A 25,152-nucleotide genomic window follows, 5' to 3' on the forward strand; every position below is an offset into this window, starting at 1 on the left:
TTGACGCATTTTTTATTAATATTCAAATAAGATTGAACCCCATGTGAATCCGCTTCCAAAAGCAGAAAGAAGAACCAAATCGCCTCTTTTGATTTTTCCTTGTTCAATCGCTTCGCTTAAAGCAATCGGAATTGAAGCTGCGGTTGTATTTCCGTATTTCTGAATATTATTAAATACTTTCTCATCAGGTAAGTTGAATTTCTTTTGGACGAACTGCGCAATTCGTAAATTCGCTTGGTGAGGAATAAACATATCTAAATCATCAACCGTTTTGCCGGCAGATTTCAGAGCTTCATTCATGGTTTCAGGAAATCTTGTTACCGCATGTTTGAAAACAAAATTTCCGTTCATGATTGGATAAACTTCTTCGTTGGTTACATTTTCAGGTTCCAGTCGCATTCTATCACTCCAACCGAATTTAGAACCTGGAAATTTTGTACAAAGCTCTTCTGCGTGTTTTCCTTCTGAATGCATATTGAAAGCCAAAATATCGCCAGCTTTTTCGTCTTCTGAGGCGGATAAAATCACTGCTCCGGCTCCATCTCCAAAGATTACAGAAACTCCACGACCTTCGTCTGAAAAATCCAAACCAAAAGAATGAACTTCTGCTCCAACCACCAAAATATTTTTGTACTGACCAGCTTTAATAAAAGCATTGGCAACACTCATCGCATAAACAAATCCTGAACACTGATTTCTAACATCCAACGCACCAATCGTGTCACAACCTAATTTTTCCTGCAACAAAACGCCACAACCAGGAAAATAGTAATCTGGTGAAAGCGTTGCAAAAACGATAAAGTCGATATCTTTTGAGGTTAAACCAGCCATTTTCAAGGCTTTTTCTGAAGCTTTGAAACCTAGATAAGAAGTGGTTTCGTCGGAATCATTTCTATTTTTGCGATGATGCCTTTCCTTAATTCCGGTTCTTTCTGTAATCCACTCATCGTTTGTGGTCATGAGTTTTGACAGATCATCATTGGTGACCACATTTTCGGGAACATAATGACCAATCCCTTTTATTATACTTTTTATCATGAATTTTTTTTTACTAAAGACAAAGATAAATTATATTTGAAACATAATAAAAAAGTTTAATCTTTACTTAAAAATAGTATTAAATTTGTGAAATGGCAATAGAAATTATTTACCGAAACGACCACTGTGAATGGATCGATGTAGAAGCTCCGACAGAGGAAGATTTGAATTTCTTACACGAACGATATGAGATCAACATGCTTCTTTTAGAAGATACCATAGATCCCAATCACCTCCCGAAATTTGAACAGGACCACAACGTTAAATTTTTTCTGATGCGAGAAAATACGGAGTTAGAACGTTCGAATCTGAACACGATTAGCGATATCTCGACGAAGTTGGGCGTTTTTCTGTTGAGCAATATTATTATTACTGTTCACCGCATGAAAAATCGGAGCGTTTATGAATATAAAAAAGAAATTTTAAAGCTTGAAAATTCTGATGTTTCTGCAGAAACTATCGCCTTGCAATTAGCTTTAAAAGTCATGAAATCTTTTGATGATGAATCAAAGAATCTCATGGAAACCATGGATAATATTGAGAATGAAATTTTTCTTAAAAATACCAACAATTCCAACCAAATTCGAAGATTGTATCAGTTGAAAAGGAAATCTGGTCTCAATGCACGGATTTTAAATATCTCCGCAGACTGGATTTATAAATTCAAACTTTTAAAATTAGACGACGCACAAATTACCGATTTAAATGATAAACATAAAGATGTAATCACCGATTTTGAACATTTGAATGCACAGGTAACCAGTCTTATTTCGATGTTTTTGGCCATGAGCGATCAAAAAGCCAATCAGGTCATGAAATTTTTGGCGATCTACTCTATGTACTTTTTTCCGGTCACTTTTATCGCTGGAATTTATGGGATGAATTTTGATAATATGCCCGAACTTCACCAGCCAATGGGATATTTTCTAACTTTAGGAGTAATGGGTTTTATTGTGTTGCTAACCTTTTTATTCGTCAGAAAAAAACGGTGGTAATTTTTTTGCGGTGATTTTAATTCGATTCTTTTCTTAAAGATTTCTTTATTAAAACTTCATTAATAATCATATGATTCTAGTAGAAATCCTGGCTAAAAAAATTCAACAACTATTTTCTCCGTTTAAAAAATCCGTAAATTCGCAGTCTTAACAGAAATTACTTTAAAAAGATGTCAGCAGAAAAAAATATTCAAGAAAAAACGAGACTTCATATCCGAAATAAAAATAGAGAAAAATATGATCTAGAAGCTTTAGTGATTGCGATTCCTGAACTTTCTGAACATATTAAACCTAATAAATATGGTGAAAATTCTGTAGATTTTGCAAATCCAGTGGCGGTAAAATTGCTTAATAAAGCTTTGCTCAAACATTATTATGGCATCGAAAACTGGGATTTTCCAGATGAAAATCTTTGTCCACCAATTCCGGGAAGAGCAGATTATCTGCATTATATCGCAGATTTATTAACTCAAAGTAATTTTGGAACGCTTCCAAACGGTGATCAAATAACGGTTCTCGATATTGGAGTTGGTGCAAATTGCATCTACCCTATTATTGGTGTTACCGAGTATGGCTGGAATTTTATCGGATCTGATATCAATCCTGAGTCAATCGAATCTGCGCAAAAAATTGTAGATGCGAATGAAACTTTGAAAGATAAAATTAAATTCAGATTGCAGGAAAGTTCGAAATCTATTTTTGCAGGAATCATTAATGAAGATGAAAAAATTGATATAACGATTTGCAACCCGCCTTTTCATTCCTCAACGGAAGAAGCTCAGAAAACGAGTCGTAGAAAAGTAAAAAATCTTACCGGAAAAAAAGTAAAAACGCCCGAACTTAATTTTGCGGGAATTAGTGCAGAACTAATTTGTGAAGGTGGCGAACATACTTTCATCCACAATATGATTAATGAAAGTAAAGATTTCGCAGAAAATTGTTATTGGTTTTCTACTTTAGTTTCTAAAGAATCTAATTTAAAAGGAGTTTACAAAGCTTTAGGACTTGTTGAAGCAACACAGATCAAAACGATTCCAATCGGAACGGGAAATAAATCGAGCCGAATCGTTGCCTGGTCTTTTCTTTCTAAAAAGGAACAGAGTGACTGGCGCGAAACGAAATGGAAAGCTGCGGAGAAGATTGATTAATTTTTAGAAAGAAATTTTGAATTGAAATTGACGGTAATAAACTGAAATTCGTACTTCGATGAATGAAAGCAATAAACAAAGGTTAATCATACTTTCTGATTTATGGGGTGCAGAAAAATCGGACTGGATTAAATATTATACTTCTATTTTAGAAAGATATTTTGAGATAAAGTTTTATGACAGTTGCGTTCTAGGTGATGTTTCAAAAGAGAAATATTCAGAGGAAAAATTGCATCATCAATTTGTTAATGGTGGAATGGAAAAAGCCGTTCAGAATCTTTTAGAAAAAGAAAAGGAAAATATAATAATTTTATGTTTCAGCATCGGTGGATTGATTGCATGGAAAGCTGGTAATTCTGGTCTCAAAATTCAAAATTTATTTGCCATCTCTTCCACAAGATTGAGATACGAAACTCAAAAGCCTTTCGCAAAAATTGAATTAATTTATGGTGAAGAAGATGCTTACAAACCTAAAAAGGATTGGTTTGAAAAGTTTGGGATTAAAATGAATTTTCTTGCGCGTGAAGGTCACGATCTCTACAAAAAGAAAGAAATCGCAGAAAAGATCTGTAAAATGATTGTTCAAAAGGTATTCAATTATAAACTTCAGTTATGGAAAATAGAATAAATATTTCGAAAGTAGATCCAAAAGCGTACGAAGCCATGATCGGCTTAGAAAAATATCTTGCGCAAAGTGGTTTAGATAAAATGCTTTACGAACTTATTAAAACCAGAGCTTCACAAATCAACGGTTGCGCATATTGCATTAATATGCATACCCGAGATGCAGTAAAATTGGGTGAAACTTCACAACGATTATTTTTGCTAAATGCATGGCGGGAAACAGAACTTTTCACTGAAAAAGAAAGAGCCGTCTTAGCATTAACAGAAGCGATGACTTTAATAACAAATGGTCATGTTCCGGATGATGTTTATAAGAATGCCGAAGCTTATTTAACTCCGAATGAATTGGCTGCAGTGATCATGGCCGTAGTCGCCATCAATGGTTGGAACAGAATCGCGATTACTGCAAGAATGCCTTTAGATTAGAAATTTAATTTTATATTAAAGTATAAATCAAACAATTCTCATTGTGGATACCGAAGACCTACTCTTAAAATTAAGTGATCTCAATAAAACCAGTCAACAATTAGATACACCGGAATCTGAAAGACTTGAAATGATAGAAAGTGTAAGCAATTACGCAAATCAATTTATTTTAGGACTTAATACGGTTAAAGCTTTTCAGGAGAAAGAAGCCACGTCATTAGAAATTAGGGATCAAAAAAGACCATTGAAGGAACTTCTCGATTTGTATCAAAAACAAGTTGTTGAAACGGGTATTAACGCGGCTTCAGGAAAGCATTTAGGATATATCCCGGGAGGTGGCGTTTTTCCGGCGGCTCTTGCCGATTTTATCGCAGCGGTTACTAATCCTTTTGCAAGTGTACATTATGCTTCGCCGGGTGCAGCGACTATTGAAAATGAAGTGATCAACTGGCTTAAAAATATCTTTTCTTTTCCAGATGATTCTGTTGGGTGTTTGTCTTCCGGCGGTTCAATTTCTACTCTGATTGCATTTACTGCAGCAAGAGATCAACACAAAGTGAAGAATGAATTCATTCAAAAAAATGTGGTTTATCTGAGTGAGCAAGTTCATCATTCGACTCAGAAAGCCTTAAGAATTATTGGATTGGAAGATATCGTAATTCGCTATATTGCCATTGATGAGAATCATAAAATTAAAACTGATTCCTTAGAAGAATTGATTCAGAAAGATATTTCAGCCGGACTTCAACCTTTTATGGTCGTTGCTACCGCTGGAACTACCGATACAGGAACGATCGATCCTTTAGATGAAATTGCAGATCTTACCAAAAAATATAAAATGTGGTTTCATGTTGATGCTGCTTACGGCGGGTTTTTTATCATGACTTCCAAAAAAGAATTTTTCAAAGGAATCGAAAAAGCCGATTCTCTTATTATTGATCCTCATAAAGGATTATTTCTCCCGTATGGAGTTGGTGCAGTATTGATTAAAGACAGCGAGGCAGTTTTGCATTCCAATTATTATACGGCGAATTATATGCAGGATGGTGCGAATGAGGAAATGCTGAAAAGTCCAGCTAATGTTTCGCCAGAATTGACCAAACATTTTAGAGGACTGCGCGTTTGGTTGCCTTTGCAAATGCTTGGGAAAGAACCTTTCGTGGCTTGTCTGGAAGAAAAACTATTATTAGTTCATTACTTTAGAAATCAACTGGCAGAACTTGGTTTTTGTTTAGGACCACAACCGGATTTGTCGATCAGTTATTTTTGGTATCCTTTTGAGGAAAATATAGAGGAAAAAAATCGTGATTTAATGGATGAAATTCATGCAGATGGTTCCGTCTTTCTAAGTTCTTCAATAATTGATCAACGTTTCGTCATCAGAATTGCAATTTTAGCTTTCAGAACAAAAAAGGAAACGATAGATGAAGCAGTAGAAATGATCAAACGATGTCTGGAAAAATTGAAGCAGAAATAATAGGTAAAGAATATTATGGTTTCTGAGTTCCGTTGAAACAAACTTTTCTATAGCTTTTTCAAAAATTTATCCTTCTAAGATTTCTAATCCTTCACCCTACTCTTAATAATTCCACGCGAAGCTTCTTTAATCAAATTCACAAAAACGGAGGCTTCTGAATCGATCTCGTAAATTAAATTTTTAAGTTTCTGCATTTCTAATCAATTGACAACGAAGTAGTTAATATCTAAGTCTGCACTCACATCAAACTTTGCGGGGAGAAATCTGCTTTCGCCTTTATAGACGGTAATTCCTCTACCTAGTTTATTGACTAGTTGATGCTTTATTTATTCACTTTTTGCAGAAATAATAGTAACTCCCGTAAATACTTAAATTACTTCTACTTCATAATCGATGATTTTTTCCGATACGGGGAAAACACCCTTTTTTAGTCTGAAACTGTTATGTTCAGAATATTATTATTAATTTTGATATTAAACTGATGAAAAATTGCCATGAAAACAAATTCCACTTCCCACAAAGAGATTTTTACAAACCGCTGTTTTTCAATGACTTTAAATTGATTAAATAAAACACGATGGAAAATTTCTTTGCCCTCATTATTGGTGTTGGCGGAGATTTAGCCGCTACTGCAGAAGACGCCACCGCAATTAAAACCTTGCTTTGTGATCCCGAAAAAGGAGGTTATCCGCCGGAAAATATCGAATTTTTGGTGAATGAAGATTCCACAAAACTAAAGGTTCTCGATTCGCTGGAAAATATTATTTCCAAAACGTCAAAGCTTGAGAAAGCCACGGTTATGGTCTATTATTCCGGACATGGTTTGCAGATTCCAAATGATAGCGATCCTGATAAATTAGATTATTACTTGAAAACTTCCGGTGCCGACAAAGCCAATAAAGAAGAGACCATGCTCAATGGAGATCTTTTTTCGGAAAAAATAGAAAAGATTAAAGCTGATAAATTACTCATCCTCCTCGACTGCTGTCACGCAGACGGAATGAAACGAAAAAACATTTCAGAGTTGGAAGATCTGGTGATTGAAGACAAATCATCCAATCGCGCGTTATTAGAAAAATTGAATTCCGGTGAAGGAAAGGTTTTTATTTCCGCCTGCGATGATAATGAAGAATCTGTCATTTTACCAGGTTCGAAAAATAGCCTTTTCACAAAGGTTTGCCTCGAAGTTTTTGATGGAAAATTATCACCAGCTGATGAATTTGTGAGTGTGGTCGATCTAATGTATTACGTCATCAAAGAAATTCCCAAAAGAGTGTTGCCATTTCACCATATTCAACGACCGATCATCACAGAGGTTCAGCATCTGTCCCCCGATTATTTCATCTGCCGCAATGGTAATTATAAACCTCTAAGAAATGATCTGGAAGATTTTATGATTGATGATTCTGTGGAAAGACTTGATTTCATCAAAAATTACAGCAACAAAATTTAAAAACTACAAACAATGGAAATTCTAAACAAAAACGGGAAAGTAATACCACAATTGATTACCAAAGGTGATGACAAAAAACCTTGGGACAGCGCTCACGATTATTTAGATGACGAAATAAAATCTACTGGAAATGCAGAATATGTGGAACCTAATTTAGAGAACAAAATTTTCTCGGCAGAAGATCCCGGAAGCTTTCAGAATAAAGCTGTTTCCGCGCTGGAAAGTTTTAACGAAGATGATTATCTGAAAAACTGGCCAAAACCTGAGGTACAAACCGACCGTTTTGTGTGGCATCTTAATGATCAGTTCTCCGAATTTAAAAAAGCAAATCGAAAACTTCTGGAAAAAATCTCAGATCCGAAAATCAAAATAGGACACATTGATACGGGATTTCAACCAGATCATCCTGCCCTGCCAAAAAATTTGAATAAAGAAAAAAGCAAAAGTTTCATCAAAGGAGAAGAAGGGAAACAAGCGATTGATATTGCGTCGGGAAAAAGTCTGGAACAGGACGGTCACGGAACCGCCACTATGATTTTGCTGGCCGGAAATTCTGTAAAAAACAGCGACACCGACAATAACTACGAAGGTTTTGTAGGAGCTGCACCTTTCGCCGAAATTATTTCGATGAGAATTTCTGAAACGGTTGCTTTGATCCAAACTTCAGCATTTGTCGATGCTTTGGAATATGCTATTTCGGAAGGTTGCGAAGTGATCAGCATGTCAATGGCAGGAGCGCCTTCAAAAGCCTGGGCAAATATGGTCAACAAAGCCTATGAAGCGGGAATCACTATTGTAACCGCTGCCGGTAATTCCTGGTTTGAAGGTCCAAAACAAGCGCTGCCAAAAAGAGTTCTTTATCCCGCAAGATGGGATCGTGTGATTGCAGCAACCGGTGTTGCATGTGATAATTTGCCTTATGTTTTAGAAGCACGACTTCAAAAAAAATCAGAAGGCGGCGAAACAATGCAGGGAAATTTTGGACCAGAAGACGTAATGACTCACGCTTTAGCGGCTTATACACCGAACGTGATCTGGGCAACCATGAATGATAAAGGAAAGTATTTTCGTTTGGATGGTGGTGGAACTTCTTCTGCGACGCCACAAGTTGCGGCCGCTGCTGCGATTTGGCTGACTTATTATCGAGATGAGATCAATGAAATTTTAAAAAAATATCCAGGTGAAAAATGGCGAAAAGTTGAGATGGTGAAAAATGCACTCTTCAATTCTGCCGAACGATATTCGTATCCTTTGTATAAAATATATTTAGGAAGAGGAATTTTAAAAGCTGATAAAGCCCTTGTAATTCCCCCTTCAGGGGAAAATTTGACAAAAGCAAAAGAAGCCAATGTCAATCTTTGGGGAATATTGGATCTATTGGGACTGCTTCTCAGACTCAAAGGAGATAATGAAGCAGATGACGTGAGATCTGAGATGTTTCAAGCCGAAATTCTGCAGCAAATGCACAGTAATCCTAACCTTCAAAAATTTTTAGATTATGAAGAAACGGATATCTGGACCGATGCTGACAGGGAATTAATGAGACAGGAACTTTTGAAATCTGACACGGTTTCTGATAAATTGAAGGAATATTTGAGATCTGAATAAAGATTTAAAGCCATGACAACCACACCAATTTATATATTAATTTTTCTATTCTTACTAAATTCCTGTTCCGAAAGCAACAGTAAAACGTCAACGACAAGCGCTACTGATAATGTTACTACATCAGTTTCAGAGGATACCATGAACATGACTCCACAGGATCAAACTGTAAATGTTGACCAGATCAAACCTGAAAAGCAAACTGAACCGAAGCAGGAAAATATTGATAATCCTATCGCGGTAAATCCATCTGCTCGACAAGTTAAGCTCTACAAATTAAATGCGGCACATGATTCTGTGCAGGTCGCCTTTAATAAAATCAAACCGGAACTTCTTAATAAGCATACAGAAATTATCAATCCGAACCTTTCCGGCTTAATTAAGAAGAATGACGAAATAAATTCTCCGGTTGAACCACCGACTGAAATTTCACCAGAACCAAAAGTTGAAACTCCTGTTGTTGCAGAAAAACCTAAAAATGCAGTGCTTGGCTTTTCCTATTTCCCGCAGATTCCCCTGAATGAAGAACGTGATCTGCGAGTTTTTGTGAAAATCGAGGGTGAAGGAAAACAAGTCGCAAAAAAATTAAAAGCGATTGAAAAAGAAGATCTTGAATTTACAAAGACAAATGACAGCAGTATTGTTTGTATCGTCAAAAATATTGAAGCCTTCAAAAAACTGTCGATTAAACCATTTTATGATTACGATGACTTCAGAATTACAAAAGTGGATGATGGAATTGCAAATACAAATGTAGGCGATCCGAATGAACAGATTTTGGATTTTACCAACGGAAATTACTGGCACTGGAAAGTGAAAGCAATCGCAAAATCCGGACATGTAGGAACCGTTACTTTAATCATCAAAGCGGAAACACCTGCAGGACAAACACTTCAACTGGCAGAACGACAGATCAAAATAAAAATTGGTATCGATCAGCCAGTCCCAACATTTTGGGAGAAAATATATAATTTTCTAGACGCGCATTTTAAAGAAATATTGTCATTAATAATTATTCCATTAGCGCTTTATCTCTTTAATTTAATAAGGAAAAAATATATTGCTAAAAAGGAAGAAGAACCGATACAAAAAACACCCGAAACAAAATTATGATGAATCAAAAACCATTAGAACAATTACTTGCAGATCAGCAACTCGATTCAGCATCCAAAGAAAAACTGAAAGCCCTTCACGAACTCATTGCGCCGAAAGAGTTTTCAGATATTTTGGATCAGGAAGGAAATCAATACGTCAATTTTGTGCAGGAAGGTGGCGGAGTTTGGGGCGTTGCATTAGTCGGCTATCTGTATGCGCTCGAAAGTTTCGGCATTCGTTTTTTAAGAATCGCCGGAACAAGCGCTGGTGCGATCAATACAATGTTAATCGCAGCGATGGGTGACCGGTCAAAAAATAAAAGCATGCGAATTAAAGACATCCTTTTTCAATGGAAATTTGAGGAATTTATGGATGGTAAATCTATCGTGAAACAAATGGCAAGTCGAATTTTGAAGAGTAAGAACTACATGAAAAAAATTGGATTATCGATTTTATTTCTATTTCTTGTCATCATTATTTTTCCTTTTTTGATTTTATTTCTAAAAATAAATCCCTGGTATTATCTTATTCCTTTCCTCGGTTTAAGTTTTCTCATTTATGTCATCCTGCATTACTACCATCTTTTTCAGGTCAATCATATTGGACTGAATCCCGGAAATGCTTTTGAAAATAAATTGAAAACTGCGCTTGACAGTTTTAATATTAAGAGTGTGAGCAATCTTAATGAAGAATACAATCAAAATGGAAGAAAGCTTAATCTGAACTACCGTTTCGGGAATGGTGAAGAATATTACAATACTGCCATCGAAAACATCAACAATATTCATCAGAAAGAACTGGCCAATATTGACATGCTGAAATTCAATTTTTTTCTGGAATCTGCGCAAAGCAGCGACATTTATAAAGAAAATCCCTTCACCCTTCTGCGGGCAGATTATACGATCATTGCGACCGACATTAATGCAAAGATAAAAGTAGAACTTCCCAAAATGGCTAATCTTTACTGGACGAATACAGAACTATCCATAATAAGTCCTGCGAAATTTGTCCGTGCTTCTATGTCTGTTCCCTATTTTTTCGAACCGATGATCACGAAAATAGATATTGCGAAAGATTCGATCGTGCAAGCATGGAAATTCTGGCTGAATGCTGAACCTGCAAATGTTTTTGAGGAAGGCGTTTTTGTAGATGGAGGAAGTATCTCTAATTTTCCGATCGATATTTTTCACGAAAGTGATATTTTTTATCCCAGAATTCCGGTGTTTGGCGTAAGACTCGTCGATCAGGCAGAATTGGGTGAAGCGAGAGGTCCGGGAAGTAAAAACATTTTGAAAAGTCCGTTTAGTTTTCTGGGTGCAATTTTCGATACTTTAAAAGGCTATAACGACAAATCTTTTTTAACGAAATATACGTTTTACAGTACTCATAGCATTCAATACGTGGATTGCAGTCCGAGTAACTGGCTCAATTTTTTTATGCAGGATGAGGAGAAGATTGTCCTCTTCAACAAAGGATTTCGCGCAGGATTAGATTTCATGGAAAAATTTGACTGGGAAAACTATAAGTATGAAAGAATGTTGGTAGCGTTGAAAGAAAAAGGAATTTTAAAGCAGGAAGCAAAACCAAATGTTGGCTAAATTTAATTCAAGATTAACCGCATTGATATAGTTAATCCATATATATGTTTAACTATTCAAACACTAAAAAAGTCACAGAAATTAATCTGTGACTTTTCAATTTTAGCGGTAAAATAAAAAAATATTGTTTAAAATCTTTTTTAATATTAATGCATTGCATCGCTCACATCAATCGGTTCTCTACCCTTTCGTTCTTTCACGAATAAAACAAATGGAATACAGATCAAAAATAGAATTCCGAGGTAAAGAAAAACATCCATGTAAGCTAAAACAGAGGCCTGTTTCAAAACGCTGAAATCTAATAATTTATAAGCAGACTGCAAAGCTACATCTGGAGAAAAACCTTTTGAAATAAAACTAGCTTTTAATCCGGCAAGTCTTTGTTGTACGTCGAAGCTATTTCCATCTAAATACTGCGAAAGATTTGCCCGGTGAATAGAGGTTTGATTTGCGATAAAAGTAGTGATCGCCGCAATCCCAAAAGAACCACCTAATTGTCTCATCATTCCTGTAAAAGCCGCACCCTGACCAATTTCCTGTCCTTTTAAGGTACTCAAAGCTAAAGACGTAATTGGAATAAATAATAATCCTAATCCCATTCCGCGCACGATCAACATCCAGAAGAAATCATTCTTTCCTGTGTCCGGACCAATAATTTTGTAACCCCAGAAACTGTAGATGAAGAAGGTGAGTAAACCCAGCGCAACCAATAACTGTTGCTTGACTCCTCTCGTTAATAGTCTTCCGATAATTGGCATCATCACCGCGGTTGTCAAAGCTGCAGGAATCATTAAAGCTCCCGATTGCAAAGCTGTCCAACCTAAAATACTTTGTGTATAAAGCGGAACAATGAATGTGGATCCGTAAAGACCGAAACCTAAAATAAAAGACATCGCGGTTCCCAGTCTTAAGTTTCCGTTTTTCAAAACCCGCAGTTCCACAATCGGATATTTGTAGGTGAGTTCACGCCAAAGGAAAAGAATCAGTCCAATGACTGCAGACGCAGTTAAGAAAATAATGAGTTTACTGTCAAACCAGTCTTCTTCGTGTCCCCTTTCCAAAATATACTGAAGAGAACCTACCGTAATTGCGAGCAAAAGAATTCCGAACCAGTCGACATCTCTTGCTTTTCGTTTTTCGGCAAATTTCGGACTTCGTACAAATTGTAAAGTCATAATTGCCGCAGCAATTCCAAGCGGAATGTTGATGTAAAAGATATAAGGCCAGCTAAAATTATCGACAATATAACCTCCTAAAGGCGGACCTAAAGTTGGGCCGATAATTACACCTAATCCATAAATCGCTTGAGCCATACTCCGTTTTTCAATCGGATAAGATTCAGTAATGATGGTTTGTGAAGTCACCAAAAGGGCTCCACCACCAATTCCCTGACATAAACGGAAAAATACGAGTTCCCAAATATTGGTCGCATTTCCACAGAGAAAAGAGAAAATGGTAAATATGATAATAGAAGCGGCGAAATAATTTCTACGTCCAAACTGTGCAGACAGCCAGCTTGTCATCGGAACAATAATTACGTTCCCGATCGCATAAGCGGTAATTACCCAACCCACCTCGGAAAGTGTCGCACCCAGATTTCCCTTCATTTCATTCAAAGCCACATTGACGATGGTAGAATCTACAATTTCTAAAAGCGCACACATTATCGCAGTAATGGTGATGATGAACCGTCTGGTGCCGTATTCGACTAATGAATCCTGTTGCATTTTTTTGCTGGAAGTTTGAAGTTTTTTTAAAGAGAGAAATTTTTAAAGTCAGAAAAAATTGATTTTTCGTCCTTTCTCGAACTTCATTATTTTAAATTAACGGTTGTTTTTACATTCATTCCTGCACGAAGTTTTTTTGCGATTTTTGGATCGAGTTTTACAAAATCGATTCTTACCGGAAGTCTTTGAACCACTTTCACAAAATTTCCACTTGCATTATCCGGAGGAAGAATAGAAAAGGTTGAACCTGTTGCCGGAGAAAAAGAACTTACAACACCTTCAAATTTATGATCCGGAAAAGCATCAATTTCAACATCGACTTTTTGACCTTCTACCATTTTAGAAAGTTGTGTTTCTTTGAAATTAGCAATAATCCAGTTGCTGTTATCTCTTACCAAACTAAATAATTGCGCTCCAGCCTGAACAAACTGCCCTTTTTGAGTAGAAACTTTTGAAACAAAACCATCTTCCGGCGCCAAAATAATGGTGTAAGACAACATTAATTTTGCATTTTCAACATCTACTTCTCTTTGTTTAGACACCGAACTTGCAACACCGATTTGTTCGGAACTTGCTGCAGTTTGTGAATTCACAATTCCTGTTTGTTGAGAAACCTGATTTCTTTGATCAACCAAAACCTGTAACTGCCGGTCAGCAGATTGTTTGGCAGCCAAAGCAGTTTCATATTGCTGTTGCGTGATGGTATGATCTTTTACCAAATTGCTGTATCTTTTTAGATCTTGCGAAGTTTTCCACACATTTACTTTAGCTGCTTCAATCTGTGCAGTTGCAGTCGCGATAGCAGCATTAGTAGAATTAATGTTTTGAGACGCAGCATTCGTACTTGCTTTTGCCGTAGAAATATTACTTCTTGCTGTTCCCAACGCAGCTTTTGCAGATTCCAAAGCCATTTTTTGATCTCTGTTATCTAGGATGACCAAAGTATCTCCTTTTTTAACAAATTGATTATCTTTCACATGAACTTCAGTGATATAACCTGAGACTTTCGAAATTACAGGACTCATATTCGAAGCGATCTGAGCGTCATCTGTAGACTCATGGGTTTGGCCAAAAGAATAAGTTCGGTATCCAAAAATTCCACCAACAATTAAAACTGCTGCTAAAATGATAGGAAAAATGGGGCTTTTCTTTTTCTTAGATTCTGGGAAAAGTTCCGGCTGTTCTGGGGTAGTATTATCGTCCATTGTATTATTTTCTGTTTTTATTTGTATTTTTTTCAACGTGAAGCGCTGTTTATTTTAAAATTAAAATTCCTGAGGTTTGCAGTAGCTTTCGATTAGCAAGTGCCGCATCAGCTTTCGCATTAACAACATTTACGTTGGCTGTAATTTGTGCCGCATCCGCATCTAAAAGCTCAGTGATGGTCGCTAAACCGTTATCGAATTTATTTTTCGTCACCCGATAATTTTCATTTGCCTGATCTGCAGCTTTTTCGTAAACAACAATTTTCTTCTTCGCAAACTGGGAATTCTGAAAATCTCTGTTTACTTCCAGTTTGATTTGATCGCCCAGTAGATCGGTGGTCGCCGAAATTTCTTTTTCTTTAGCCTCTGCTTTTAATAAAGCTGAATTTTTCTTCCAGAGATTATCGATGTTGTATTGTAATCCGATTCCGATATTGGCAGCGTTAAAAATGGTAAGGATCTTCGGAACGTCGGCTGCAATATAACCTCCTGTTAAAGCGATTGTCGGTAAATTCTCGGCTTTCGCAGATTTAATTCCCAGTTCGATGGCTTTTTTTTGATAATCGATCGCCAGCAGATCTTTTCTGTTTGAAGTCGCTTGATCTAAATAATAGGAAACGGGACGGTTTTCAGAAAGTTCTGCGATATAATTTTCGTCGATTTGAATTTCTGTAGTTTCCGGAAGTCCCAATAGCAGATCCATATTGATGTTCGCAATGCTGTAATTATTCTCTGCGTCCAGCAATTGCAATTCGATATTTGAGGTTTGCAGATTTGCTTTTAATTTATCATTTCTGGCAATGATCCCATTGTCTTCTAATTTCTGAAAAGACTGATCTCTCTTTTGAGCTGCCGAAAGATTTTCTTCTAAAACTTTAATTGCCTGATTGGCTTTGAAAAGGTTGTTATAAGCTTGTGAAACATTATATGCAATCGCAACTTTATTGTTCTCACTGCTTAGTTTTGACGCTTCGATTAAATATTGTGCTGATTGAATTCCGTATTTTATTCTGCCACCCGCATAGATTGGGAGCGAGGCTGCAACGTTTCCGTAAAATGCAGAATTTGCTGTTGGCGTACTTCCACCGTTTGGCGAAGGTGGCAAAATTTTCAGATCTACATTTGCATTTGCGAGCGCTAAAGCAGTTCCCGAAACTTTTAAACTTGGAAGTCTGTTGTTTTTAGCTTCCAGATAATTGGCAGTCGCTTCCTGGATTTTCGCTTCATCAATTTTCAAATTTTTCGAATTTTGAATTCCGAGCATTACGGCTTCATCCAAAGTAATCGATTTTTTTTCCTGCGCATTTAAGCTAACTGCGAGGGTCAGAAAAGCAATTACAAAAAGTGAGTTATTTATTTTCTTCATAACCTAAAAGGTATTTTAAAACGTTTTTGATGTGGTTGTTGAGGTCTTCAAAATAAAGATTCTCATATTTTTCGTCACCTTTATAAAACTTTTTATAAATCGGCAAAGAATTTAAGGCGCTAAAAATTGTTCCTGAAATTGTAGAATGAATAAATTCTAAGCGCGGTCTTTTGGTGAAAACTTTATTTTTAAGTCCAGATTCGATCAGCTGCTTGTATATCTCCAGAAATCCCATTTTCGATTCATTCAAAACCTTTACAATGTGTTCATTTTTATTTGTCAACTGTTCCCTTTGCATGATGAGGTAAAAAGTTTTGAGGTTTTTTACCCGGTCGGTGTAGCGATTGATCACCACAATTAACTTCTCCCATTCATTCATCTTTTTATCAGCGATAACATCTTTGGCAAAAGACAGACTTTCATTCATCCGAAACTCAAAAATTTTTTCAAACAGTTTTTCTTTCGAACCAAAATAATAAGAAATCATAGAAACATTTACGTTGGCTTCCTTAGAAATTTCTCTAATTGAAGTTCCTTCGAAACCCTTTTCAGCAAAGAGCTTTTCAGCGTTAAATAAAATATTTTCTTCCTTTGAAATCATGATTTTAATGATTTTGCGGTTGCAAAGTTAAACTATTATTTTGCTGAATCAATCAAACGTTTGATTTTAATTGATAGTTTTTAAAAAAAGTTTTCATAGATAAAGCTAATATCGTAATATTGCAATATCAAATTATTAATTCAGAAAATACATTCAATTTTTAAAAATGGGTCTTACAAAAACGGAACACTTTACGGAGGAACAAAATGAAATTTCCTCCTTATTAAAAGCTTTGGCTCACCCCGCCAGAATCGCGATTGTAGAATATCTTTTATCCATTGATACTTGCATTTGTAATGATATTGTTGCAGAAATTGGTTTGGCACAGGCAACAGTTTCTCAACATTTAAAAGAATTGAAAAATGCTGAGATCATTCAGGGAACGATCGAGGGAAAATCGATCTGCTATTGTATCAATCCCAAAACCTTTAAAAAAATGGAGCATTTTATCGGTCAAATATTTTATAAAATCGATCAGCAGAATAATTGCTGCTAACTACAAAAAGAAAAATTCAGACGATGGAAACAAACGAACAGATCAAAGAAATGGTAAAGCAAAAATATTCTGAAATTGCTTTGCAGGATAAAGCAACGAACGAATCATCCTGTTGCGGTGCAGGAGGTTGCAGCACGGAAGTTTACAACATCATGTCGGAAGAATATAACGAAATCGATGGCTATGCGAAAGAGGCTGATCTTGGTTTAGGTTGCGGTCTACCAACGAATTTTGCAAGAATTAAAAAAGGAGATACGGTCATAGATTTAGGTAGTGGCGCCGGAAACGACTGTTTTGTCGCCCGTGCAGAAACCGGTGAAGATGGTCGCGTGATCGGAATTGATTTTACGGAAGCGATGATTGAAAAAGCGAAGAAAAATGCAACTCAATTAGGGTATCAAAATGTGGAATTTCGACAGGGTGATATTGAAAATATTCCGATGACTGCAAATGTGGCAGATGTTGTAGTGAGCAATTGTGTGATGAACCTGGTTCCCGATAAACCAAAAGCTTTTGCAGAAGTTTATCGAATTTTAAAACCGACCGGTCATTTTTCGATTTCCGATATTGTTTTGGTGGGAGAATTGCCTGAAAAAATAAAAAATGCCGCCGAAATGTATGCAGGTTGCGTGGCAAGTGCGATCCAGAAAGAAGATTATTTAAATATTATCAAGGAATCGGGTTTCAAAAATATCATCCTTCAAAAAGAAAAAGCGATTATCATTCCTGATGATATTTTAAGAAATTATCTGAACGAAGACGAAATTGAGACTTATAAAAATTCTGATACCAAGATTTTCAGCATTACCGTTTTTGCAGAAAAAGGTGAGAAATGTTGCTCACCAAATGACAACTGCTGTTAGAAAAAATAATTCTATAAACTCACATTTTATTTTACCTTTGACTTACTTTAAAACTATTAAAATCAAATCAATATGAAAAAAATTATTTCGGTTTTGGCAATTACCGCTTGCACTTTTGCTTATTCCCAGGAAACTCCGAAAAAAGATTGTTGCGCAGGAAAAGATAAAAAAGAATGCAGTATGGAAGGTAAGAAGACTTCAAAAGGTTGTGACATGAAAGATCACAAAGATTGCAAAATGGATGGTAATAAAACAGCAAAAGCCTGTGATATGAAAAACCACAAGGATTGCAAGATGGATTGCAAAGAAAAAGATAAAAGGGAGGCTAAAAAAGTCGCTTAATAATTACAACCGCTGAAAAGCGGTTTTTTTTTTGTAAAATATTTGACTACTTAAATTTTTGTACTTCAATACTCGATGAATTTTACTAAACTTTTAAATAAAACAGATTTGGGTGTCAATAAAATTTAAACCAGCGTATAAATTAAGTAATCAATTATTCAACATTTTAAATTAATAAAAAAATTCAAACTTTTTTATTATTGTATTCATCAATGTTTTTAAAGACCATAAGGTGATAAAGTGATAAGTCCTTAGAAATTAGGTACAAAGAAATATTTATTTGTAATTTACAATAACTAAAAACACAATAAAATGAAAACTATTTACACCTTGATGATGTTTTTTGCCACCTTTTGGCAAATGAATGCAAAGTATTCTACAGTTTCTTTTTCCGAGAATTTCTCTGACACAAAAGCATGCGAGAGTTTAACAATCTCACATCACAGCTCCATTGATTTGAGTACGAAATGCTCGATCAAATCTGATGCAGATTATTCTGTATTTAACACCAATACTTCTTTAGCGACTTGTAATCCACCAACTTCGCCTCAAGATAGTTATGTAACTTCTACCACAGCAAAAATATCCTGGACACCACCTGCTGTTTCGCCGGCGAATGGCTACGAGATTTATTACAGCAACAATAATGTTCCTCCCACTGCAGCTACAGCACCCACTTTAACAGGAATCTTCGGAGTAAATACAAATTTAACAGGTCTTACGCCTTCCAAGGGATATTACGTTTATGTACGCAGCAATTGTAGCCCCACTGAAAAAAGTGTTTGGACTGAGAGCACTGTTTTTGTGACCAATTGTCCTGTCGTAGCAGAATTTACTCAAAATTTTGATTCTGTTAATGACCCCAATTTGCCCAATTGTTGGCGTAGAATAAACGGACTTGGAGATGTAAATGTTCAACCTGCACCAATAGGATCTCCACCAAATGCCTTGCGAATGTATTCTGCTACTGTTCCCAAAGTGGCTATGATTTCATTACCACCGGTAAATACGCTGCAGTCAGGAAATTACAAACTGCGTTTTAAATTACGGGGGAATTCTGCACCAGGCGGAAAACTGGAAGTAGGATATCTTATTGATCAGCAGAATCTTGCAACTTTTGTTTTATTATATACCTATACTGCAAACAGTATTAGCGTAGTAGATAATTATGAGACTCCACCGATTGTTGCTCCTCCCGGAATAGAGACGTTAGCTTTTAGAGCTTCTCCTACTCCTGCGACCGCTATTTTAATTGATGATGTGGTTTACAGCTTAGCTTCATCCTGCACAGAACCAACTACTATCAAAGCAAATGCTTTACAGACAAACGGAGCAACGATATCCTGGACTGCGCCAGTAAATGTACCGGCAAACGGATACGAAATTTATTACAGCACAGTCAATACAGCTCCCACAGCCGCAACACCTCCAACTATTACAGGAGTTAATGCTTTAAGTATTGTTTTAAGCAGTTTAAATTCTGCTACAAAATATTATCTTTGGGTGAGGTCAAACTGTTCACCTGCCGAAAAAAGTATCTGGACGAACAGTATTAATTTTGTGACGCTCTGTAATAATGCAAATCCTCCTTATACCATGGATTTTTCGACAGCAGTTTATCCCGATTTGCCTATATGCACTTCTGCAAGCAATGAAGGTTCAGGTAGCATTTGGGATGTAAGACCTGCAGCTCCGGGATTTACAGGAAAACTTCTGGAATACAGTTATAATACGTTATTTCCCGCCAATACCTGGTTCTACACGCAGGGTATTAATTTGGTTAAAGGAAATACATATTCCATAGGTTATAAATATGGCAATAATTCTACTACGTATAAAGAAAAATTGAAAGTTGCCATTGGAACTTCACCAACCGCAGCTGCGATGACAACCACTATCGGAAATTATCCTTCAATAAGTACTTTGACACCAATTACTGAAACTAATAAAACTTTTAAACCTACCATTTCCGGCGTTTACTATTTAGGCTTTCAAGCTTATTCCGACCCGAAACAGGATCACCTGTATCTTGATGATATAAAAGTGACCACTATCGCTTTAGCAACTGATGAGACCTCACATGGTGAAAATTTATTGAAGATCTATCCAAATCCGTTCAGCGAATTTGTGAACATATCAGAATTTGAAAATATTGAAAAGATATTAATAACAGATGCTTCCGGAAGATTTATTAAAACGGTGAGACCTTCAAAAAGTTTGAATTTAAAAAACTTAAGTAAAGGTTTATATCTGATCAATCTGCAAATGAAAGATGGTTCTGTTCAGATTATTAAGGCTATTAAAAAATAATATCATTAATTTAAAATAGAAGAGCGACAGTAATGCCGCTCTTTTTTTGTTGTAAAGTATTCAGGAAATTTTAGTGCGCAGTGGTATAATTCTAATTTAAAAAAACTTCATACTTCTGCATTTCATGAATAATCTCTAATAAGTGACCATTAATGTCAACCTGTGCTTTCATAGAAATTAATTCCATGGTGGATTGATCTTCCGGATTTTTAACATAGAAATTAAGTTTATGTTCACCGTTCGTATCGATAAAATTGGTCTTAAAAAACTCAATATCTTCTCTTCTCAGATCATTGATATCAATGACAACGGTCATTTTCTTGGCAAATTTTTCAAAAGCATCTTTCAGATCGATCACTTCAGAAACGTTTACGAAAACTCTTCCATCAGATGACTGCGAAAATTTAACTTTAAAAATAACAAATCGCTGTACGTCAATTTTATCACGTAATCTCATGTAATCGCGGTCGCCCAGACGAAAACCGTAACTTCCGCTATAATCTTCCAAAGTTAAAAACGCTATTTTTTCTCCGCTGTTTTTACCGTCTTTCACCGTATATTCAGTAACCAGACCGGAAACCATATATTCCGGAGCATTATTTTTTAAAGCCTGCTTTTCTTTCCAGCTCAATTTATCGTTGGTGAAAAGATCGGGTTGTTGATTGGCAAAAACTGTATTTTTAAAGCTTTCAATTTCATCTAAATTTAAGAAATTAAAATTCCCTCTTGGCTCGACGAGTTTAGTCGGTTCTTCAATTAAAGCATCTTCATCACCATCCAGATTTTCGATTGGAATATCGACCAGATCTTCGTCCACATCAGAAAGGTCATCAATAACATCAATTGGAACAATAATTTTTTCAAGTTCTATTTCTTCCTCTTTTTTACCTTCCAAAATTTCTTTTTTAGTCAAAGCTCCCTGTAAAAACTGAAACTGAAATTTATATTCATCTAAAGGATGCGCCGAAAGGTAGAAGCCAATAATTTCCTTTTCCTTATTGAGTTTGTGCATGTTTTGCCACTCCGGAGCGGGATTTATTTTGGGTTGCTCAATTTTTACTTCATCTGCAAAATCTGCAAACAGAGAATTTTCTATTTCATTAATGTTGTCCTGAAAACTCTGTCCATAGCGTAAAAGTCTTTCTATATTGGTTTTTCCGGAATTGTCGATATCAAAATACTGTGCGCGGTGAAAACGGTCAACTTCATCAAAAGCGCCTGCAACAACTAAACTTTCCGCAACTCTTTTATTCATTTGCGAAGACGGAATTTTTTCAAAAAAATCGTAAATATTTTTATACCGTTCCTCTTTTCTTGCAGCAACAATTGCTTCACTCGGACCTTCCCCAATTCCTTTGATGGCACCTAAACCAAAACGGATCTGACCTTTTTCGTTCACCGCAAATGCATACTGCGATTCATTAATATCCGGACCTAAAACGTCAACACCAATACTTTTGCAATCCTCCATGAATAAAGTGATCTGCTTCGTATTATTAATGTTATTCGACATCACACTTGCCATATATTCTGCCGCATAATTGGCTTTTAAATAGGCAGTTTGATACGCAATCAAAGCATAACATGTGGAGTGAGATTTGTTGAAAGCGTACTCTGCAAAAGCTTCCCAGTCTTTCCAGATCTTGTTCAGTTTGGTTTCATCCAGCTCATTAAGTTTTCCGCCCTCCAGAAATTTTGGATACATTTTATCCAGTGTTGGACGGTCTTTTTTACCCATTGCTTTTCGCAAAGTATCGGCTTCACCTTTTGTAAAATTAGCGAGTTTCTGAGACAGAAGCATTACCTGCTCCTGATAAACAGTAATTCCGTAGGTTTCTTCTAAATATTCCTTTGTTTCTTCTAAATCATATGTCGTTTCTTCCGTACCATTTTTTCGATTGATAAAAAGTGGGATATATTTAATTGGTCCAGGTCGATATAGCGCATTCATTGCGATTAAATCCCCGAATTTCGTCGGTTTAAGTTCGCGCATATATTTCTGCATTCCTGGACTTTCATACTGAAAAATCCCCACCGTTCTACCCTCTTTAAATAATTGGTACGTTTTCAAATCATCTAAAGGAATTTCATCGGGATTGATATCGATCCCGTGTTTTTCTTTGATGAGTTTAATGGCGTGTTTGATGATAGTCAAAGTTCGTAAACCCAGGAAATCCATCTTGAGCAAACCTGCACTTTCAGCGACTGAATTGTCAAATTGCGAGACCAAAATATCTGCATCTTTCGCTGCAATGGTGATCGGAACAAGGTTTGAAATATCTTCCGGCGTGATGATCACTCCACAAGCATGAATTCCGGTATTCCGAATACAACCTTCCATTTTTTGCGCTGCCGAAAGAACATCGTAGCGTTCATCTTGTGGATTTGCCAGAATATCTTTCATTTCCTGCGCCAAAACTTTATCTTCTGGCGCAAGTTTATCAAATTTCGCAAAAGCTTTTGCAATGTTCATTCCCGGTGTTGAAGGAATTAATTTTGCAATATTATTGGTTTCAAAAATCGGAACATCTAAAACCCTTCCCGCATCTTTAATAGCAGATTTTCCACCTAAAACCGAATACGTAATAATTTGTGCAACATTGCTTTTTCCATATTTTTCAACCACCCATTTAATGATCTTATCGCGGCCTTCATCGTCAAAATCAATATCGATATCGGGCATCGAAATCCTTTCCGGATTTAGAAAACGCTCAAAAAGTAAATCATAGGCAATCGGATCTACGTTTGTAATACCTGTACAATAGGCAACGGCAGAACCTGCAGCAGAACCACGACCCGGTCCAACCCAAACTCCCATTTTACGGGCTTCTTCACAAAAATCCTGTACAATCAAAAAGTATCCGGGATAACCTGTATTTGCAATTACACCGAGTTCAAAATCGAGCCTTTCCTTTATTTCTTCAGTGATTTCCGGATATTTTTTTTCAGCGCCTTTGTACGTTAAATATCTTAAATAAGCATTTTCACCTCTTTTTCCGCCATCCAGTTTATCTTCTTCGCTCAAAAATTCTTTTGGAATTCCAAACTCCGGAAGGAGAACATCGCGCTTCAAAGTGTAAGGTTCAAACTTTCCTAAAAATTCAGTATAAGCTTCAAAAGCATCGGGGAACTGGCGGAAACTTTGTGTGAGTTCGTCGCTGTTTTTAATATTAAATTCATGAGTGGGTAAACCTCTTCTCTTCCCAAAACCTTTTCCAATAGGCGAAGATAATTTCTCGCCATCTTTAATACAATATAAAATATCCTGAATATGAGCATCGGATTTTTCCGTGTAAAAAGTTTCGTTTTGGGCTAAAATTTTGGTGTCATATTTCTCTGCGAATTCGAGTAAAACATCATTCAAATGTTCCTCCTCTTCAACCTCATGGTTTTGGATCTGCACATAAAAATCGTCTTTGAAAGTATCTTTCCACCATTTGAAAACTTCTTCCCCTTTCTGCTCCCCAAATTCTAATATCGTGCTTGGAATATCTCCTAAAGTTCCCGCTGTTAGAGCAATAAGATTTTCTTTATATTCGATAATCATTTGTTTTGAAATCCGTGGAACTCCAAAATAAAATCCATTAACGTAACCAATACTTGATAATTTCGTCAGGTTTTTATACCCTTTCATATTTTTTGCCAGCAAAACTACATGAGTTCGGCGGTCTGGATCATCTTTCGTAAACTGTTTCTTTTCGGGTCGGTCAGAAATATAAAATTCACACCCAATAATAGGAATTAAAGGTTTACTTCGAGGTTCAGTTTCATTAAATTCAATGCCTTCTTCTTGTGCCTTTTGCTTTTTATCTAAATATTCCTGTTGTTTCTTTTTAATGTTTCCATTTGTTTTCTCCACTTCTGAAACAAATTTAAAAGCGCCCATCATATTTCCCAGATCGACAATTCCGACTGCTGAAAAATTATTTTCTAAGGCTTTATTGATCAATTCCTGAATATTGGACGAAGCTTGAAGTGAAGAATAAATACTGTGATTGTGAAAATTAAAATAGTCTCCAATTTCAATTTCATAAGTATCGCCAAAATCAACTTTCTTTTTCTTTTTGGAACCTGCAACCTGTCTTCTGATGATAATTCCGAAAGGTTGAATAGGATCGCGATGACTTTTGATAAACTCCTGAAGTTCAGATTCTGAAATTTTAAGTTTCTCGGCAGGAATAATTCCGATCCGCATCATTTCGAAAAAAACCTGTGCGGTTGCGTTTACATCGGCTGCTGCGTTGTGCGCTTCATCAAATTTTTTATCGTATAGTTTTTCGTAAAGTTCTGTCAGTTTTGGAGATTTAAAACGTCCATTTCTTCCACCACCGAGTTGACAATAATTGGTTCCCAATTCCATGGTATCTGCGGAAGCGATTTTTTCTAACGTATTTTCGACTTCTTTTCTGAAAAATTCTGCACCAACAATTTTGTAATCAAAATCGATATTGTGACCGGCAACGACTTCTGCTTTTTTTAAAACTTCTTTAAATTCTTCTAAAACTTCCTGAAGATCTCGTCCCTCTTCATTGGCCATTTTCGTAGATATACCGTGAATTCTACTTGCATTAAAAGGGATGTCGTAACCTTCTGGTTTAATGATATAGTCCTGGTTTTCGAGCAACGTTCCATCTTGCGCATGAAGTTGCCAAGCAATTTGCACCATTCTTGGCCAATTATCTGAATCAGAGAGCGGTGCGTTATAATTTTTGGGTAAACCTGTGGTTTCAGTATCGAAAATTAAGTACATTTAGGAGAAGAATTTTTGTAAAATTAGTGTAAA

At 36.1% G+C, this 25,152-nt stretch carries 19 protein-coding genes; 13 read left to right on the top strand and 6 right to left on the bottom strand.

The window, feature by feature from the left end:
• Window positions 1–15: 15 nt before the first annotated feature.
• Entirely contained in the window at window positions 16–1,038 is a 1,023-nt protein-coding gene (locus OA86_RS00500) for a 3-oxoacyl-ACP synthase III family protein (protein ID WP_039347225.1), read from the bottom strand.
• 92 nt (window positions 1,039–1,130) lie between these two features.
• Between OA86_RS00500 and OA86_RS00505 the strand changes: the two genes are divergently transcribed.
• From OA86_RS00505 to OA86_RS00545, 9 genes are all read left to right on the top strand, one after another.
• Complete coding sequence (locus tag OA86_RS00505) at window positions 1,131–2,033, top strand: CorA family divalent cation transporter (protein ID WP_039347228.1); 903 nt, start codon at window positions 1,131–1,133, stop codon at window positions 2,031–2,033.
• A 170-nt stretch (window positions 2,034–2,203) separates the two neighbouring features.
• Window positions 2,204–3,181, top strand: coding sequence for a 23S rRNA (adenine(1618)-N(6))-methyltransferase RlmF (gene rlmF / locus OA86_RS00510; protein ID WP_039347231.1), 978 nt, complete (start codon window positions 2,204–2,206; stop codon window positions 3,179–3,181).
• Between the two features lie 58 nt (window positions 3,182–3,239).
• Window positions 3,240–3,809: a hypothetical protein gene (locus tag OA86_RS00515; RefSeq protein ID WP_039347234.1), complete on the top strand. Its 570-nt coding sequence runs from the start codon at window positions 3,240–3,242 to the stop codon at window positions 3,807–3,809.
• Window positions 3,794–4,231 (top strand): carboxymuconolactone decarboxylase family protein, encoded by a 438-nt coding sequence (locus tag OA86_RS00520; RefSeq protein ID WP_039347237.1) that lies wholly within the window; start codon window positions 3,794–3,796, stop codon window positions 4,229–4,231. Before OA86_RS00515 ends, OA86_RS00520 begins: the two co-directional genes overlap by 16 nt.
• Window positions 4,232–4,274: 43 nt before the next feature.
• The gene (locus tag OA86_RS00525; protein WP_039347240.1) at window positions 4,275–5,708 is read left to right on the top strand and encodes a pyridoxal phosphate-dependent decarboxylase family protein; all 1,434 of its coding nucleotides are present in this window, start codon (window positions 4,275–4,277) and stop codon (window positions 5,706–5,708) included.
• Window positions 5,709–6,285: 577 nt separating this feature from the next.
• A complete protein-coding gene (locus OA86_RS00530) occupies window positions 6,286–7,161 on the top strand; it encodes a caspase family protein (protein ID WP_039347243.1) in 876 nt (291 codons plus the stop codon).
• Window positions 7,162–7,173: 12 nt separating this feature from the next.
• Window positions 7,174–8,769: a S8 family peptidase gene (locus OA86_RS00535; protein WP_039347246.1), complete on the top strand. Its 1,596-nt coding sequence runs from the start codon at window positions 7,174–7,176 to the stop codon at window positions 8,767–8,769.
• Window positions 8,770–8,781: 12 nt separating this feature from the next.
• Window positions 8,782–9,879, top strand: a complete 1,098-nt coding sequence (locus OA86_RS00540) for a hypothetical protein (RefSeq protein ID WP_039347250.1) — start codon at window positions 8,782–8,784, stop codon at window positions 9,877–9,879.
• Window positions 9,876–11,459 (top strand): patatin-like phospholipase family protein, encoded by a 1,584-nt coding sequence (locus OA86_RS00545; RefSeq protein WP_246008064.1) that lies wholly within the window; start codon window positions 9,876–9,878, stop codon window positions 11,457–11,459. The genes OA86_RS00540 and OA86_RS00545 overlap by 4 nt, the downstream gene beginning before the upstream one ends.
• A gap of 146 nt (window positions 11,460–11,605) precedes the next feature.
• Here OA86_RS00545 and OA86_RS00550 read toward each other — a convergent pair whose 3' ends face one another.
• The 4 genes from OA86_RS00550 to OA86_RS00565 form a co-directional block, all read right to left on the bottom strand.
• The gene (locus OA86_RS00550; protein ID WP_039347256.1) at window positions 11,606–13,186 is read right to left on the bottom strand and encodes a DHA2 family efflux MFS transporter permease subunit; all 1,581 of its coding nucleotides are present in this window, start codon (window positions 13,184–13,186) and stop codon (window positions 11,606–11,608) included.
• 86 nt (window positions 13,187–13,272) lie between these two features.
• Entirely contained in the window at window positions 13,273–14,391 is a 1,119-nt protein-coding gene (locus OA86_RS00555; protein WP_039348271.1) for an HlyD family secretion protein, read from the bottom strand.
• A 49-nt stretch (window positions 14,392–14,440) separates the two neighbouring features.
• On the bottom strand, window positions 14,441–15,757 hold the full coding sequence (locus OA86_RS00560; protein WP_039347259.1) for a TolC family protein: 1,317 nt from the start codon (window positions 15,755–15,757) through the stop codon (window positions 14,441–14,443).
• On the bottom strand, window positions 15,741–16,358 hold the full coding sequence (locus OA86_RS00565) for a TetR/AcrR family transcriptional regulator (RefSeq protein ID WP_039347262.1): 618 nt from the start codon (window positions 16,356–16,358) through the stop codon (window positions 15,741–15,743). The genes OA86_RS00560 and OA86_RS00565 overlap by 17 nt, the downstream gene beginning before the upstream one ends.
• Before the next feature lie 166 nt (window positions 16,359–16,524).
• Between OA86_RS00565 and OA86_RS00570 the strand changes: the two genes are divergently transcribed.
• The 4 genes from OA86_RS00570 to OA86_RS00585 all read left to right on the top strand — a co-directional run bounded on the left by OA86_RS00570 (window position 16,525) and on the right by OA86_RS00585 (window position 20,369).
• Window positions 16,525–16,854 carry an ArsR/SmtB family transcription factor gene (locus tag OA86_RS00570; RefSeq protein WP_039347264.1) on the top strand — a complete coding sequence of 110 codons (330 nt, stop codon included), beginning with the start codon at window positions 16,525–16,527 and terminating at the stop codon, window positions 16,852–16,854.
• A gap of 23 nt (window positions 16,855–16,877) precedes the next feature.
• Complete coding sequence (locus OA86_RS00575; RefSeq protein ID WP_039348274.1) at window positions 16,878–17,717, top strand: arsenite methyltransferase; 840 nt, start codon at window positions 16,878–16,880, stop codon at window positions 17,715–17,717.
• 72 nt (window positions 17,718–17,789) lie between these two features.
• Window positions 17,790–18,059, top strand: a complete 270-nt coding sequence (locus OA86_RS00580; protein WP_039347268.1) for a hypothetical protein — start codon at window positions 17,790–17,792, stop codon at window positions 18,057–18,059.
• Window positions 18,060–18,371: 312 nt separating this feature from the next.
• A complete protein-coding gene (locus OA86_RS00585) occupies window positions 18,372–20,369 on the top strand; it encodes a fibronectin type III domain-containing protein (RefSeq protein WP_039347271.1) in 1,998 nt (665 codons plus the stop codon).
• A gap of 91 nt (window positions 20,370–20,460) precedes the next feature.
• Here the strand turns inward: OA86_RS00585 and dnaE are convergent, their stop codons facing one another.
• Window positions 20,461–25,119, bottom strand: a complete 4,659-nt coding sequence (dnaE, locus tag OA86_RS00590) for a DNA polymerase III subunit alpha (RefSeq protein ID WP_039347273.1) — start codon at window positions 25,117–25,119, stop codon at window positions 20,461–20,463.
• Window positions 25,120–25,152 lie beyond the last annotated feature (33 nt).

Origin of the sequence: Kaistella jeonii (assembly GCF_000812865.1) — a bacterium.
GTDB classification, from domain to species: domain Bacteria; phylum Bacteroidota; class Bacteroidia; order Flavobacteriales; family Weeksellaceae; genus Kaistella; species Kaistella jeonii.